At 68.5% G+C, this 16029-nt stretch carries 7 protein-coding genes; all 7 read left to right on the top strand.

All coding sequences use genetic code 11. The features are described 5' to 3' along the window. The first annotated feature begins 83 nt into the window (after window positions 1-83). Genes P7C00_RS19235 through P7C00_RS19205 form a run of 7 tightly spaced genes read left to right on the top strand, consistent with a single transcriptional unit; the run spans window position 84 to window position 16020 of the window. Complete coding sequence (locus tag P7C00_RS19235; protein WP_404937119.1) at window positions 84-1751, top strand: (2,3-dihydroxybenzoyl)adenylate synthase; 1668 nt, start codon at window positions 84-86, stop codon at window positions 1749-1751. Next, complete coding sequence (locus tag P7C00_RS19230; protein ID WP_404937118.1) at window positions 1738-3489, top strand: ABC transporter ATP-binding protein; 1752 nt, start codon at window positions 1738-1740, stop codon at window positions 3487-3489. Before P7C00_RS19235 ends, P7C00_RS19230 begins: the two co-directional genes overlap by 14 nt. Further along, window positions 3486-5249, top strand: a complete 1764-nt coding sequence (locus P7C00_RS19225) for an ABC transporter ATP-binding protein (RefSeq protein WP_404937117.1) — start codon at window positions 3486-3488, stop codon at window positions 5247-5249. Before P7C00_RS19230 ends, P7C00_RS19225 begins: the two co-directional genes overlap by 4 nt. Beyond that, window positions 5242-8712 (top strand): amino acid adenylation domain-containing protein, encoded by a 3471-nt coding sequence (locus tag P7C00_RS19220; RefSeq protein ID WP_404937116.1) that lies wholly within the window; start codon window positions 5242-5244, stop codon window positions 8710-8712. The genes P7C00_RS19225 and P7C00_RS19220 overlap by 8 nt, the downstream gene beginning before the upstream one ends. Beyond that, entirely contained in the window at window positions 8709-14132 is a 5424-nt protein-coding gene (locus tag P7C00_RS19215; RefSeq protein WP_404937115.1) for an amino acid adenylation domain-containing protein, read from the top strand. The genes P7C00_RS19220 and P7C00_RS19215 overlap by 4 nt, the downstream gene beginning before the upstream one ends. Beyond that, window positions 14129-15244 (top strand): saccharopine dehydrogenase NADP-binding domain-containing protein, encoded by a 1116-nt coding sequence (locus P7C00_RS19210; protein ID WP_404937114.1) that lies wholly within the window; start codon window positions 14129-14131, stop codon window positions 15242-15244. Before P7C00_RS19215 ends, P7C00_RS19210 begins: the two co-directional genes overlap by 4 nt. Next, a complete protein-coding gene (locus P7C00_RS19205; RefSeq protein WP_404937113.1) occupies window positions 15241-16020 on the top strand; it encodes a thioesterase II family protein in 780 nt (259 codons plus the stop codon). Before P7C00_RS19210 ends, P7C00_RS19205 begins: the two co-directional genes overlap by 4 nt. The last annotated feature ends 9 nt before the right edge of the window (window positions 16021-16029 follow it).

Here is a 16029-nt window from a genome sequence, read left to right as displayed (position 1 = left end):
TGACGGCGTTTTCCCGTTCATTCCAAGGGCCTGGCACCTCAGGTCCGGGGCCGCTTTTTGCGTCAAAAAACTCAGGAGACAGCATGTCCACTTTCGATGATCTGCAGGATTGCCCCTCTTGGCCCGAGGCGTTTGTCCAGCACTATCGCCAGGCCGGGTACTGGCGCGATGAAACCTTTGGCGACCTGCTGCGGGTGGCTGCCCAGGCCTTCGCCGAGCGCGAGGCGCTGACCGATGGCGAACAGCGCCTGAGCTATCGGCAGTTGGACCTGCGGGTCGACCAACTGGCCGCCGGCCTGTACCGCCTGGGGTTACGGGCCGGGGACAACGTGGTCCTGCAACTGCCCAATTGCAGCGCCTTCGTCGAAACCTGCTTTGCCCTGTACCGCCTCGGCGTGCGGCCGATCTTCGCCTTGCCCGCGCACCGGCATCTGGAGATCGGTCGCTTCTGCGAATTCGCCCAGGCCCGCGCCTACCTGTGTGCCGACCGTGACGCCAGCTTCGATTTCCGGGCCATGGCCCGGGATCTCAAGGCCGGCAATCCGCACCTGGAGTGGGTGATAGTGGCCGGCGAGGCCGAGGAATTCACCGCCCTCGATGGCCTGTATGACCCGGCCCCGTCGCCGGCTTTCCCGGTGCCGAGTGCCGATGCCGTCGCCTGCTTCCAGTTGTCCGGTGGCTCCACCGGGATTCCCAAGCTGATCCCGCGGCGGCACAACGAATACCTCTACAACCTGCGGGCCAGCGTCGAGCGCTGCGGCTTGTCCAGTGCCAGCGTGTACTTGGCGGTGCTGCCCATGGCCCACAACTTTCCCATGTGCTGCCCGGGGTTCATGGGCACCTTGTCGGTCGGCGGGCGGGTGGTGCTCGGCCACTCACCGAGCCCGGAAGTCTGTTTTGCACTGATCGAGCGCGAAGCCGTGACCCACACCGCCCTGGTGCCGCCCCTGGCCCTGGTCTGGATGGAGGCGGCCCAGGCACGCGGACGCGGATTGCCGTCGTTGCAGCTGTTGCAGGTGGGCGGGGCCAAGCTCAGCTTCGAGGCGGCGCGGCGCATCGAGCCGGTACTCGGTTGCCGCCTGCAACAAGTGTTCGGCATGGCCGAAGGACTGATCTGCTACACCGACCCGCAAGACCCGCCCGAGCGGGTGCTGCACACCCAGGGCCGGCCCCTGTCGCCGGCTGACGAAATCCGCGTGGTGGACGAGCAGGACCAGCCCGTCCCGGTGGGGCAGGTGGGCCAGTTGCTGACCCGTGGTCCCTACACCATTCGCGGCTATTACCGCTATCCCGAGCACAACGCCCAAGCCTTCACCGCCGACGGTTTCTATCGTACCGGTGACCGGGTGCAGCTCACCGCCGACGGCTACCTGATGGTGGAAGGGCGGGACAAGGACCTGATCAACCGCGGCGGCGAAAAGATCGCCGCCGAAGAAGTGGAGAACCTGCTGCTGAGCCATCCGGCGGTGGCCGACATCGCCCTGGTGGCGATGCCCGATGCCTTCCTCGGCGAGCGCACCTGCGCCTTCGTCATTCCCCGTGGCCCGGCGCCCCGGGCTCCGGAACTGCTGCGCCATCTGCGGGCTCAGGGCCTGGCGGCGTTCAAGCTGCCGGATCGCTTCGAATTCATCCCGGCCTTTCCCCAGACCGGGGTCGGCAAGGTCAGCCGCAAACACCTGCGTGAGGCGATCCAGGCCTTGTACTTCGGCGCCGAGGCCGAAGCTCAGGTGGGAAGTGATGCCCGTGGCTGAACAACCAGGATTGACTGAACTGTTGCAACCGGTGCGCGGGCGTCTGCTGGCGGCGATGCTGCTGCAGGTGCTGGCGGCGCTGGTGGGCCTGCTGCCGCTGATTGCCGTGGCCGAACTGGCGCCGCTGTTGCTGGCGGGCGAGCTGGACGTGGACCGCGCGGGCTTCTGGCTGCTGGCCGGGGGCGGGGCCTTGCTCTTGCGCTTGTTGGGGTTGGCGGCGGGGTTGCAGATTACCCATTTGGCCGATAGTGACCTGCAGCGCCATCTGCGCCAGCGCATTGCAGCCCATCTGGCGCGGGTGCCCCTGGCCTGGTTGGGTGGTCAGCGGGAAACCGCCGAGCGGGTGCTGCTGGAGGATGTCGGTGCCCTGCATCAGTTGGTGGCACACCTGCCCAACAATCTGGTGGCGGCGTTGGTGGTGCCTTTGGCCAGCCTGATCTACCTGCTGACCGTGAGCCTGCCCATGACCCTGGTGGTGCTGGCGCCACCGCTGGTTGCGCTGTGGCGCCTGCGGGTGATGCGTACCCCGGCTTACCACGCCGAGCGCCAGCGCTTGGGCGGGGCCATGGGCGCACTGTCGACGGCGACCCTGAACTTTGTGCAGAGCATTGCCATGGTCAAATCCTTTGGCCGGGTGGAGCGGGTACAGGACGACTTCTTCAAGGCAGTAGAGGATTTTGCCGGTTTCTTCTCCCAGTGGGTCGAGCGCTGGGCCGGCCTGGGGGCCAGTGTCGAGGTGCTGCTCTCGCCTCTGCTGGTGCTGGCCCTGGTGCTGGTGGGCGGGGTGCCGCTGATTGCCGGCGGCTGGTTGCAGCCCGTGCAGTTGCTGGCGTTTGCCTTGCTGGGCCCGGCCCTGGCGGCGCCGGTGGCGGCTCTGGGGCATGGCGCCGATTCCCTGGTCCAGGGCCGGACGGCGGCGCAGCGCATCAGCGCGGTGCTGAGCACCCCGGTGCTGGCGCAGCCGGCGTTCTCCCGGGAACCTGAAGGGGCCCTGGTGACCTTCGATGCCGTGGACTTCAGCTACCCCGACGGCACCCAGGTGCTGCGGGGCATCGATCTGCGTCTGCAGCCCGGCACCCTGACCGCCCTGGTGGGGGATTCCGGGGCCGGCAAATCCACCCTGGCCACCTTGCTTGCGCGCTTTGCCGATGTCAGCGCCGGGGCGATCCGCATCGGCGGTGTCGACCTGCGGGACATGGACAGCGCGACCCTGTATCGCCAGGTGGCCTTTGTCTTTCAAGAGGTGCGTCTGCTGCGCGCCAGCGTCTTCGATAACCTGCGCCTGGGGCGCCCCGAGGCCAGCCTCGCACAGGTCGAGGAGGCGGCCCGGGCCGCGCAGATCCATGAGCGCATCAGCGCCTTGCCCGAGGGTTATCACACCCTGTTGGGGACCGGCGTGCAGTTGTCCGGCGGCGAGGTCCAGCGTCTGGGCATTGCCCGGGCCATGCTCAGCCAGGCACCGATCCTGGTACTCGACGAGGCCACTGCGGCCAGCGATCCGCAATCCGAAGCGGCGATCCAGCAGGCCCTGTCGCGGTTGGCGGCAGGGCGCACGGTGCTGGTGATCGCCCATCGCTTGAGCAGCATTCAGGACGCCGATCAGATTGCCGTGCTCCAGGGCGGGCAATTGCTGGAGTGCGGTCGGCACCAGGCCTTGCTGGATCAGCAGGGGGTGTATGCCGAACTGTGGGCGGCGGAGCAGCTTGGCGCTGCCGCGTTGGCGAGGGCCCTGCCATGATCGCTGCCCTGTTACGCAGCTTGCAGCCCAAGGAAGCCGGCCTGCTGCGCCGGGCGCTGCTGGCCATGGCGGCCAGTGCCTTGGCCCAGGGCCTGGCGCTGGCCTTGCTGCCCATGGCGTTTGCCTGTGTCTTCGACGCCGCGTCGGGCAAGGCGCCCTGGCTCTGGGCCGGGGCCTTTGCCGGGTTCGCCGGGCTGTGCCTGTGGTTGCGTCGTTATGCCCAGCTTGCCGGCTACAGGGCCGGGGCTGCGGCAGCGCAGTCGCTGAACCTGCGCATCGGCCAGCAGTTGGCGCGCCTGCCCCTGGAGTGGTTCGTCGAGCGTCGCGGTGCCGAGCTCAACCGTTTGGTGACCCATACCGTGGCGCAGATCATGAGTGCCCCGGCGCACCTGTTGCAGCCCATGGCCAATGCCCTGCTGACGCCCCTGGCGTTGCTGCTGGCGCTGTTTTTCTACGACCGTTCAATGGCCCTGGCCGCCCTGGCCAGTGTGCCCCTGCTGCTGTTGTTCTATCACTGGGGCGTGCGTTGGGGCGGGCAGGCCGAGCGCCTCAGCGAAGCGGCGGCCGGCGAAGCGGCGGCGCGGGTCCTGGAGTTTCTGCGTCAGCAGCCGCTGCTGCGCTCCTGCGGGCGCAACGCTGAAGGCTTCAGCCTGCTGGGCGAAGCCTTGCAGCAACAGCGTCAGGCTCAGCGCCGGGCCCACTGGCGCACCTTTCCGGCGGCCCTGGGGCTGGTGGTGGTGCTCCAGGCCGGCTACACCGCCGTGTTGCTGTGCGGGCTTTATGCGGTGCTCGGCGGCAGCCTCGGGGCCGTGCAATACCTGGCCCTGGCGGTGCTTGCCAGCTGCCTGGTGGAGCCCATGGGGGCCCTGGTCAACCTGGGCACCACCTTGCGCCAGACTCGCCACGGCGTGGACAGCCTGTGCCAGTTGCTGAGCCTGGCGCCCCTGCCGGAGCCGGCCGAGCCCCAGACGCCGCAGGGGCAACGGGTCGAGGTGCGAGAGCTGGGGCTGGTTCGCCAGGATCGTGCGGTCCTGCAGGACATCAGCTTCGAGCTGGAACCGGGCTCCCTGAACCTGCTGGTGGGGGCCTCGGGCTCCGGCAAGTCGAGCCTGTTGCGCTTGCTGGCGCGTTTTTGCGATGTCAGCAGCGGCGCCATCCTGCTGGGGGGCGTGGACCTGCGCCAGCTCTCGGCCCGGCAGCGCGACCAGGACATTGCCCTGATGTTCCAGGACTGTCCGCCGCTGGCCGCCAGCCTGCTGGACAACCTGCGCCTGGGACGCCCCGAGGCCAGTGAGGCGCAACTGATGGCCGCCGCCCACGCCACCGGCCTCGACCGCCTGGCCCAGCGCCTGCCCCAGGGCTGGCAGACCCGGGTGGGCGAGGGCGGCGTCAGCCTCTCCGGCGGCGAACGCCAGTGCCTGGCCCTGGCCCGGGTCATGCTCAAGGACGCCACCCTGATCCTGCTGGATGAACCCACCGCCGCCCTGGACGCCATCAGCGAAGCACGGGTCAACCGCAGCCTGCTGCAACTGGCGCGTAAGCACACGGTGCTGCTGGTGACCCACAAGCCGACCCTGGCCCCCGATGCCGGGCAGATCTTCCTGCTGGACCAGGGCCGCCTGGCCCAGCGCGGCACCCATGCCCAACTGATGGCGGCTGCGGGCCGTTATCGCGAACTGTTCCACGAGCGCGAGGCGATCAATCGCTGGCGCTTGCGACCCACCCCTTCCGTACCCCATAGGACCGTCCACCATGACTGATAACCCAGCACTGGCACGCGCTCATCCAGCGCACGCCAGCCTGAGTCATTCACCCCAAGGACTCTGCGCAGGCATTGCGCGGCTGCTCAACTACGAGCCCGAGGACCTGGAGGCGGATGCTTCGCTGATCGAGCAGGGCCTCGATTCGGTGAGCATCATGCGCCTGCCGGCGTTGCTGGCCGCCGAGGGCGTGACCCTGAGCTTTGCCGAACTCATCCAGCACCCGACCCTGGACGCCTGGTGGGCGCTGATCGAGGCCCGTCGCGGTCTCGCGGCGCCGCGCCTGCAGGCGGTAGCCGGCGCCGGCGACAACCCTGATTTTCCACTGACCTCCCTGCAACAGGCCTACTGGTTCGGTCGCGATCCGGGCATGCCCCTGGGGGGCGTGGGTTGCCACCTGTATCAGGAACTCGATGGCCAGGGCCTGGAGCCTGAGCGTCTGGAACAGGCTTTGCGCCGCCTGTGCCAGCGTCATCCGATGCTGCGGGCCTGCTTTGTCAATGACACCTGCCAGCGCATCCTGCCGCAGAGCCCCTGGCCCGGGCTCAGCGTTCACGACCTGCGCCAGGCTGGCAGCGTGGTCGTGGCCCAGACCCTGGAGCAGATTCGTCAGCGCCTGTCCCATCGCTGCCTGGAGGTCGGCCGCGGGGAAGTCTTCGATGTGCAACTGAGCCTGCTGCCCGAAGGCCGTAGCCGTCTGCACCTGAACATCGACCTGCTGGTGGCGGATGTCCTGAGCATTGGCATCCTGCTGCGGGATCTGGCCCTGATCCATGCCGGTCTCGAACAGCAACTGCCGGCCCTGGAGTGGGACTTTGCCCACTACCTGAAGGCCGAACAGGCGGCTCGGGCGCCGCAACTGGCGGCGGCCCGGGACTACTGGCTACCGCGCCTGGAGGATCTGCCCGACGGCCCGCAATTGCCCCTGGCCCAGGAGCCGCAGCAACTGGGCACGCCACGCTTCCGGCGTCTGGCCATGCGCCTGGATAAACACCAGGTGCAGGTCCTGGAGCACAAGGGCCGGCAGCATGGACTGACCCTGGCCAGCGTGCTGGCCTGTGCTTATGCCCAGGTGCTGGGGCGCTGGAGTGCCAGTCAGCATTTCCTGCTCAACGTGCCGCTGTTCAACCGCCAGGAACTGCACCCTTGCGTGCCCCATCTGCTGGCGGACTTCTCCAATCTGGTGCTGCTGGAAGTGGATCAGCGCCAGCCCCTGGATTTCTGCCGGCAGGCCCTGGCGCTGCAGGCTCAGTTGCACCGGGATATCGCCCACAGCGCCTGGCCCGGGGTCGAGGTGCTGCGTGAGCGTGCACGCCTGCGCCAGGGCGGCGGTCAGGGCGCACCGGTGGTCTTTGCCTGCAACCTGGGTCCGGCCTTTGTCGATGACACCTGCCGCCAGCAACTGGGCGAGCCCGGCTGGGCGTTGTCGCAGACGCCCCAGGTGTGGCTGGATCACCAGAGCTACCCCATGGCCGACGGCCTGCTGCTGAACTGGGACGCGGTGCAGGGGCTGTTCCCTGAGGGCCTGTTGGAGCAGATGTTCGAGGCTTATCGCGGTCTGCTGCTGTGGCTTTGCGAGCATGACTGGCAACAGGTGGCACCGCTGCCCCTGCCGGCCGAGCAGGAGCGGGTGCGCAGCGCGGTCAACGACTGCCGGCACGCGACCCCGGCCCGGCTGCTGCACCAGGGTTTTTTCCAGCAGGCCCAGGCCCATCCCGAGGGGCTGGCGCTGATCTGTGACCAGGGCCAGCTGAGCTATGCCGAGCTGGCCCGGCAAGCCCTGCAACTGGCGGGCGCCCTGGTGGAATGGGGCGTGCAGCTCGGCGAGGCGGTGGCGGTCAGCCTGCCCAAGGGCCGCGAGCAAGTGATCGCGGTGCTGGGGATTCTGGCGGCTGGTGCGGTCTACGTGCCGGTGGGCATCGAGCAGCCGCCGGCCCGGCGCGACGTGATCTATCAGCGTGCCGGGGTGCGTGTGGTACTCACCGACACGGCTCACCGCGACGGCGGCATCTGGCTCGCCGCACTGCGGGTGGTGACCCTGGCCCAGGTGCGCCCGGCAGTTGCCCTGGCGCAGCCGTTACCGCTTGCGGCGGATGCCCTGGCGTATGTGATCTTCACCTCTGGCACCACCGGTGAACCCAAGGGGGTGGAGCTTTCGCACCAGGCAGCGATGAACACCATCGAGGCGCTCAACCGGCGTTATCGGGTCAGCGCCGAGGATCGGGTGCTGGGCGTCTCGGCCCTGGATTTCGACCTGTCGGTGTACGACCTGTTCGGCCTCTTGAGTGTCGGTGGCGCCCTGGTGCTGCCGGCCGACGCCTTGCGCAAGGAGCCCCAGGAATGGCTGCGCCTGATCCGCGAACAGCGGGTCACTCTGTGGAATTCGGTGCCAGCGCTGCTGGACATGCTGACCTTGCAGGTACGGGACGGTGCCGGCCTGGCGTCGTTGCGCCTGGCCATGGTTTCCGGGGACTGGGTCGGCCTCGATCTGCCCCGTCGCCTGCGCCAGGCGGCGGGGCGTGACCTGCAGTTCGTGGCCCTGGGTGGCGCCACCGAGGCGGCGATCTGGTCCAACTACCAGGACGTGGACGCGGTGCCCGGGCACTGGCGTTCGATCCCCTATGGCCGGCCCCTGGACAACCAGTGCTTCCGGGTAGTGGACAGCCAGGGCCGGGATTGCCCGGACTGGGTGCCCGGTGAGCTGTGGATTGGCGGCGCCGGCGTTGCCGCGGGCTATCGCGGCCTGCCCAGCCTCAGTGCCCAGCGCTTTGTCGAGCATGACGGCGGACGCTGGTACCGCACCGGCGACCAGGGGCGCTACTGGGCCGACGGCACCCTGGAGTTCCTCGGGCGCCTGGACCATCAGGTCAAGGTCCGCGGCTTTCGCATCGAGCTGGCGGAAATCGACGCGGCCCTGGAACGCCACCCGGCCATCAGCCGTGCCCTGAGCCTGGTGCTGCCCGGCAGCGAGCCGCAGCTGGCGGCGGTGCTGGTGGCCAACGAGGCGCTGCCACAGCCCCAGGCCCTGCGGCAGTGGCTGGGTCAATGGCTGCCCGAACACATGCTCCCGGACAGCTGGCTGACCCTGGCCGAACTGCCGCTGAGCAGCAACGGCAAGGTCGATCGCGCCGCCTTGCTGTGGCTGTTGCAGGAGCAGCGGCGCGGCATCCAGCCACAGAGCTGCGAGGCCCCGCAAGGGCCGTGGGAAGAGGCCGTAGCCGCCCTCTGGCAGGAGTTGCTGGAGGTGCCACAGGTGGGCCGGCACCAGGGCTTTTTCGCCCTGGGCGGCAACAGCCTGCTGGCAGCCCGCTTGATCGAACGCATCGCTCGGCAGTTCCAGCTGGAACTGTCGCTCAAGGACTTTTTCAACGCGGCCACCGTGGCCCTGCAGGGGCAGTTGCTCGCCTCGCGCCGGGAACAGCGGCCCGTCAATCAGAACGCAATGGTGGAGGGCGTGTTATGACGCTGCAGCAACTGCAACAGGATCTGCAACAACTGGGCGTGGAGCTCTGGGAAGAACAGGGCCGCCTGCGCTATCGGGCTCCGGCCGGGGTCATGGACGAAGCGCGCCTGCAGCAGCTTCGGCAACACAAGGACGCGCTGCTGCAACAGCTGCAGGCGGCGCAGATGCCGACCCTGGAGGCCGATCTGCCGGCCCGGGAAGAACCCTTCCCGCTGACCGATGTGCAGGCGGCCTATCTGCTGGGCCGCACCACGGCGTTCAGCTTTGGCGGCGTGGCCTGTCACGGTTATCTGGAGTTCGCCCAGCAGGACCTCGACCCGCTGCGCCTGGAACAGGCCTGGAACCAGCTGATCGCCCGCCACGAGATGCTCCGCGCGGTGGTGCTGGAGGAGGGCTACCAGCGCATCCTGCCCCAGGTGCCGCATTACACCATCGCGAGCCACGACCTGAGCCAGGACGACGGCAGTGCCTTGCATGCCTTGCGCGAGCGCATGGAACTGCGCCGGGCCACGCCCCAGCAATGGCCTTTGATCGAACTGTGCGTGAGCCAGGGCCGCGACACCTCGCGGCTGCACCTGTCGGTGGATCTGCTGGTGTGCGACTACCAGAGCGTGCGCATGCTGCTGGCCGAGTTGCAACAGCTGTACCGTGGCGAGGCCCTGCCGGCACCGGCGCAGATCAGCTTCCGCGACTACGTGCTGGGCGAGCGGCGCCTGCGCGAGCAACCGCGCTACCAGCGCGACCGTGACTATTGGTGGGCGCGGGTCGACAGCCTGCCGGGGGCGCCGGAGCTGCCGCTGCTGGGAGCACCCACCGGGCCACGCTTCCAGCGCCGGGCCATGAGCCTGGAAGCGCGGGACTGCAACGCGCTGCGCCTGAATGCGGCCGCCGCCGGGGTCGGCGTGTCGGCGGCGATCCTGTCGGCCTATGCCGAAACCCTGGGCCGCTGGAGCCGTCGCGGGCACTTCTGCCTGAGCCTGACCCTGCTCAATCGCTTGTCGCTGCACCCCCAGGTGGATCGCCTGGTGGGGGATTTCAGCTCGGTGGAACTGCTGGAAGTGCAGACCCTGCAAGGGGGCAGTTTCGGCCAGCGCAGCCAGCAGTTGCAGGAGCGCCTGTGGCAGGACATGGACCATCGCCTGTGCTCGGGCATCGAAGTGCTGCGCGAGCTGGCGCGGCGCAAGGGTCAGGATGCGGCGCTGATGCCGTACGCCTTCACCAGCACCCTGGGCGCGGGTGGCGAAAGCGGCGGCGGGGCCTTCATGCCGGGAGCCGAGCTGGTGTTCGGCATCAGCCAGACTCCCCAGGTGCTGATCGATTGCCAGGTCAGCGAACGGGACAACGGTCTGGCGATCAACTGGGACATTCGCGAAGGGGTATTCAGTGAGGCGCTGCTCGACGACCTGTTCGATACCTTCGAACGGTTGCTCAAGCGCCTGGCCCGGGAACCCTCGGCCTGGACCCTGGACGATTGCCTGGAATTGCCGGCGGCCCAGCGCCTGCAGCGCGAGCTGGTGAACCAGACAGCGGCGCCGTTGCCCGCCGGAGGGCTGCATGAGCCGTTCTGGCGTCAGGCGGCCGCCACGCCCCAGCGTGTGGCCTTGATCCAGGGCGCCGGGCAACTGAGCTACGGCGAACTGGCCGGACGCGCCGAGGCCGTGGCCGAGGCCCTGCTGAAGGCCGGCTGCCAGCCGGGCGAGCGGGTCGCGGTGTGCATGGACAAGGGCCTGGAGCAGGTGATCGCGGTGCTGGGCATTCTGCGGGCGGGGGCGGCCTACCTGCCCCTGGACACCAATCAGCCCGAAGCCCGGCGCCAGTTGATCCTGGACAACGCCGAGGTCGGCCGGGTGCTCAGTCAGTCCTGGTTGAGCGATGAACTGTGCTGGCCGGCGCGGGTGACTCAGGTGATCCAGGTCGATCAGAGCCCGCTGGCGGCGCAAGCTCCGTTGCCGGTGCAGGACATCGATCCGCAGCAACTGGCCTATGTGATCTACACCTCCGGCTCCACCGGGGTGCCCAAGGGCGTGATGATCAGCCATCAGGCGGCGCTCAATACCATCGTCGACATCAACCAGCGCTTTGCCATCAACGCCGAGGATCGGGTCCTGGCCCTGGCCAGCCTGGGCTTCGACCTGTCGGTGTACGACCTCTTCGGCCTGCTGGCAGTAGGCGGCGCACTGGTGCTGCCGGACCCGCAACGCCGCGCCGATCCGTCGCACTGGGCCGAGTGCGCCCGGGAGCATGGGGTGACCCTGTGGAACTCGGTGCCGGCGCAATTGCAGATGCTCACCCACTACCTGCAGGCGGTGCCGTCCATGGCTCCTGCGGCCCTGCGTCTGGCGCTGCTGTCGGGGGACTGGATTCCCCTGAACCTGCCGGCGGAGGCTGCGCAACTGTTGCCGCAGTTGCGGCTGATCAGCCTCGGTGGGGCCACGGAAGCGGCGATCTGGTCGATCTACTACCCGATCACCCAGGTCGATCCGCAATGGCGCAGCATTCCCTACGGCGCGCCTCTGGCCAACCAGCGGTTCATGGTCCTCGACGAGCAGGGCCGCGACCGTCCCCAAGGCGTGGCCGGCGAGCTGTACATCGCAGGTAGCGGCCTGGCCCTGGGTTATCTGGGGGATGCCGAGAAAACCGCCGAGCGTTTTGTCGATCATCCACGCAGTGGCGAGCGCCTGTACCGCACCGGCGACCTGGGCCGCTACCTGGAAGATGGCCTGATCGAGTTCCTCGGTCGCGAGGATTTCCAGGTCAAGGTCCGCGGCCATCGCATCGAACTGGCGGAGGTGGAGAGCGCCTTGCTCAGCCATCCCCATGTGGAGTCCGCGGTGGTGGTGGCCGCGGGCGAAGGGGCCTTCGATCGGCGTCTGCAGGCCTGCCTGCGGGCCAGTCTGCGGGACATGCCGCTGGCGTGGCCGGAGCACTTGGAGGCGCGCACCCAGGCAGCGGCCCAGGCCGTGCGCGGCGATCTGAGCGATGCCCTGGTCAGCGAGATGTCGGCCTGTGTCGAGCGCGCCGCGCTGCTGTCCATGGGCCTGGCCCTGCAGCGTCCCGGGCTGTTCCAGCAGGTGGGACAGAGTCACTCCCTGGAAGAGGTGTTGGCCTTGAGCGAAGTCGCGCCGCGCAACCAGCGCTTGATCCGGCGCTGGTTGCAGGCCCTGGCCAAAGAAGGGCTGGTGCAGCATGACCGGCAGTCCGGTGGCTACTCGGACCTGCGGGTGCAGCGCGAGGAATACCGTCAGCTGTGGCAGCGCATCGAAGCCCTGGAGCCTTCCGTGGGCTGGGGCGCCGAGGTCCTGCGTTATTTGCGCGAGAGCCAGGAGCAACTGCCGGCGCTGATGAGCGACCAGCTGGACCCGCTGCATCTGCTGTTTCCCGAGGGCCGCACCGACACCGCCGAGGGCGCCTACCGCAAGAACCTGATCAGCCAGTACCTGAACCAGGCAGTGTGCGCCGCGGTGCAGGAGATCATCCGCCAGCGTCCCGCCGGCCAGCGCCTGCGCCTGCTGGAGATCGGCGCCGGGGTCGGCGGCACCAGCGCCGATTTGATCCCGGCCCTGGACGGCCTGCCGGTGGACTACCAGTTCACCGACCTGTCGCAGTTCTTCCTCAATGAGGCCCGGGAGCATTTCGCTGCCTATCCCTGGGTCAGCTACGGGCTGTTCGACCTCAACCAGGATCACTGGGCCCAGGGCGTGGCTGCCAACTCCCTGGACGTGATTCTCTGCGCCAACGTGCTGCACAACTCGCGGCATGCCAGCCGGGTGCTGGCGCGGCTGCGGGAGATGCTGGCCCCGGGTGGCTGGCTGATCTTCATCGAGGCCACTCGCGACACTTACCAGATCATGGCCTCCATGGAGTTCAAGGAAGGCCTGAGCGCTTTCGAAGATTTCCGCGCGGAACTGGACACCACTTTCATCCGTCGCGAGCAGTGGCAGCAGTTGCTGCTGGAGGCCGGGGGCGAAACCCCGCTGTGCCTGCCCCAGGCCGATGACGCCATGTCGCAGATCGGTCAGCACCTGTTCATCACCCGCTTCAAGAGCGAGCGCCAGACCCTGGAGCCCGAGCAACTGCGTGCCCATCTGGCCCAGCGTCTGCCGGACTACATGATCCCGGCGGACTGGCAGATCCTCGATGAAATGCCCCTGACCGCCAACGGCAAGGTCGACCGTCAGGCCCTGGCCCGGATCGGTGTGGCCGGGCCCGAGCAACAGGTCAACAGCGGCGCGGCGCCCCTGGACGATCTGGAACGCAGCATCGCCGAGGTCTGGCAGACCCTGTTGCGGGTGCCGGCGGTAGGCCGTGAGCAGGGCTTCTTCGAGCTCGGCGGCGACTCGCTGCTGGTGGCCCAAGTGGTGGGCCGCCTGCGCGAAGCCTTGCCCCAGGCCCGGCAGTTGCCCTGGAGCGACTTGCTGCGGCAGTTGATCAACCAGCCCACGGTAGCGGCCCTGGCCGACTACCTGCGCGGGCAAGGGGTACAAAGCGATTCGCCTCTGGTGCGCATCAGCGACAAGGCCCAGGGCCCGACGCGGATCTTCGTCCACGACGGCAGCGGCACCCTGGCGCCGTACCGTGCGCTGTTCGCTGCCCTGGGGGAGGAAGCGCCCCTGGAAGGGCTGGTGCTCAACGATGTGCCGGGTTACCTGGCGCTGGAGCCGGCCACGGCGATTCGTCAGCTGGCCGAACGTTATGCCGACACCCTGCAGGCCGAAGGCCGGCGCCAGGTGAGCATCGTCGGCTACTGCCTGGGCGGGTTGCTGGCCACCGAACTGGCGGCGTGCCTGGCGGCGCGCTCCATCGAGGTGCTGCAACTGAGCGTGATCAGCAGTTACCGGGTGCCGTTCATGATCGAGGATGACCTGCTGGCCGAGTACGTGTTCGCCCGGGTGATGCAGGCCGATCCGCTGGCCCTGGGTTACCCCGAGGACGAACAGGCCATGGAACGCAGCATCGCCCGGGTTCTGGCCCAGACCCCGGGGCGGGTGCCCCAGGGTTCGCTGCTGGCCTTGAGCGACGATGGCCAATGCACCTCGGCCCTGGCCTGTCTGCAGCGCCTGGCAGAGAAGACCCCGGAGCAGCGCCTGCAGGCAATTGCCGAGGCCATGCGCCATGCCGGTTCGCAACTGAGTGACCTGGACTGGCTGCAGGAGCAACTACGGGTGCTGCGCCACAGCCTGGCGGCGGTGGCTCTGCATGAAGCCACGCCGTATCAGGGGGACATGCTGTTCATTCGCCAGAGCGGCGAGGTTCAGGTGCTGCCCGGCATGCACCGCGACATGAGCGCCTACTGGCAGGCCCTGTGCCTGGGTGAGCTGCGGGTGGTGGATGTGCCCGGGGATCACTTCAGTTGCATGCAGCAGCCCCAGGTGCAAGCCGTGGCCCAGGCCTTCGATGCCGTCACCGAGGTGGCGGCATGAGTGGGGCGGTCATTGGACTGGTTGGGGCCTATGGCAACGTCGGCCGTCAGGTGGCGCAGCTGTTGGCCGGCCACGTAGCGCTGCGCCTGGGCGGGCGTGACCCGCAGCAGGCCGAGCAGTTGAACCAGCAGTTGGGGGCGTGCGCCGAAGTGCGCGCCCTGGACCTGTGGGATGAGTCGAGCCTGGCCGATTTCTGCGCCGGCTGCGCCCTGGTGATCAATTGCGCCGGGCCCAGCTACCGGATTCTCGATCGGGTGGCCCGGGTCGCGCTGGCGGCGGGCGCCGACTACCTGGATGTGGGCGGCGACGATCCGCTGCACGAGCGTCTGGCCGGGCAGGTGCCCGAAGGGCGCCGGGTGCTGTTGTCGGCGGGCATGCTGCCGGGGCTGTCGGGGTTGTTCCCGCGGTTGCTGGCGCAGTCCTTCCAACGCGTGGATGAGATGCGCTGCTATGCCGGTGGCCTGGGGCGTCTGTCCGCCACGGCCGCCGAGGACTTCCTGTTGAGCCTGGGCAACGGCTTTGGCCAGGCCCAGTGCGGCTGGTGCGAGGGACAGGTGGTGCGCAGCACGGCGAGTGCCGAGCAGCACCTGGAACGGGACTGGCTGCCGGTGGCCGGGGTGCAGGCCTATCCCTACTTGAGCACCGAGCAGCAGCGCTTGTTCAGCGAACTGCAAGTGCCTCACGGCCAGGGCTTCAACCTGTTCGAGGGCGGGCAGTTGGCGGCCGCCCTGCAGCGTATCCAGGGCTCGGCGCCAGAAGCGCGCCACTGTCCGCAGAATGTGGCCGCGCTGGTTCAGGCCAGCGCCTTGGATGTCGCTGGACGGCACCCGTACCAGCTGCTGGCGGTGGAGGTCGACGGCCTGCGTGACGGCCGCCAGCAGCAGGCCAGCGCCTGGCTGCGGGCCGGCGACGGTTCGCGGCTGACCGGCAGCGTTGCGGCGTTCTGCGCGCTGCATTGGCAGCTATTGCCGCAAGGCCTGCACTACGCGGCCCAGGTGCTGGATGCCGAGGCCTGCCTGGAACAGGTCTGTCAGTGGTTGCCGGACACCCGGGTCAGCCTGGGCCACAGCGCCGGTACCCCACTGGTCGAGCTAGAGGAGGGTGTGCTGTGAGAAAGGCTCCCAGTGCCTGGCTGCGCCGTTACCCGCAGCCGCAACCGCCACGCTGCCGGCTGGTGTGCCTGCCCCATGCCGGCGGCAGTGCGAGTTTTTTCAATGACTGGCGCCGTCAACTGCCGGCGGATGTCGAGCTGATTAGCGTGCAGTACCCGGGGCGCGAGGAGCGCCTGAGCGAAACCTGGCCCGGCAGCCTGGAGTGGATGGCGGGCACTATCACCCGGGCCCTGTCGGACCTGGTGGACCGGCCGCTGGTGCTGTTCGGCCACAGCATGGGCGCGGCCCTGGCCTATGAAGTGGCAGGGCGCATGCAGCAGCAAGGCTCGGCCCCTCAGCGGCTGATTGTGTCCGCACACCCGGCGCCCCATCGCCAGCGCCACAGCGAGCTGCACCTGGGGTCGGACGAGGCGTTGCTGGCGGATGTACAGCGCCTGTCCGATGGCGCGCCGTCACTGTTGGACGACCCGACGCTGCGGGACCTGTACCTGCCGGCACTGCGTAATGACTATCGGCTGATCGAGTCCTATCGCGGCGACATCGGCCGTGCCCTGGACCTGCCCCTGAGCGTGTGCCTGGGCGGCCAGGACACTGAAGTCGATGCGGACGAAGCCTATGCCTGGGCCGAGGTCAGCGCCCAGGTCACCGACTTCCAGAGTTTCCCCGGTGGGCACTTCTATTTGCGCGAGCAGCAGGCCGAAGTGCTGCGGCACCTGACCCGGCTGCTGGCGGGCCACGGCGAGCAGCCGTGGCAGTGCTGGCCCTCGACCCCGTGAATTTTCCTT

Origin of the sequence: Pseudomonas sp. JDS08PS003, from assembly GCF_045013505.1 — a bacterium.
Classification (GTDB): Bacteria; Pseudomonadota; Gammaproteobacteria; order Pseudomonadales; family Pseudomonadaceae; genus Aquipseudomonas; species Aquipseudomonas protegens_B.
This window is presented reverse-complemented; position numbering and strand designations above follow the sequence as displayed.

What these genes read in the sequence shown, in the direction of transcription:
- P7C00_RS19235 (WP_404937119.1), top strand. Translation starts at nt 84, where the DNA reads ATGTCCACTTTCGATGATCTGCAGGATTGCCCCTCTTGGCCCGAGGCG.
- P7C00_RS19230 (WP_404937118.1), top strand. Translation starts at nt 1,738, where the DNA reads ATGCCCGTGGCTGAACAACCAGGATTGACTGAACTGTTGCAACCGGTG.
- P7C00_RS19225 (WP_404937117.1), top strand. Translation starts at nt 3,486, where the DNA reads ATGATCGCTGCCCTGTTACGCAGCTTGCAGCCCAAGGAAGCCGGCCTG.
- P7C00_RS19220 (WP_404937116.1), top strand. Translation starts at nt 5,242, where the DNA reads ATGACTGATAACCCAGCACTGGCACGCGCTCATCCAGCGCACGCCAGC.
- P7C00_RS19215 (WP_404937115.1), top strand. Translation starts at nt 8,709, where the DNA reads ATGACGCTGCAGCAACTGCAACAGGATCTGCAACAACTGGGCGTGGAG.
- P7C00_RS19210 (WP_404937114.1), top strand. Translation starts at nt 14,129, where the DNA reads ATGAGTGGGGCGGTCATTGGACTGGTTGGGGCCTATGGCAACGTCGGC.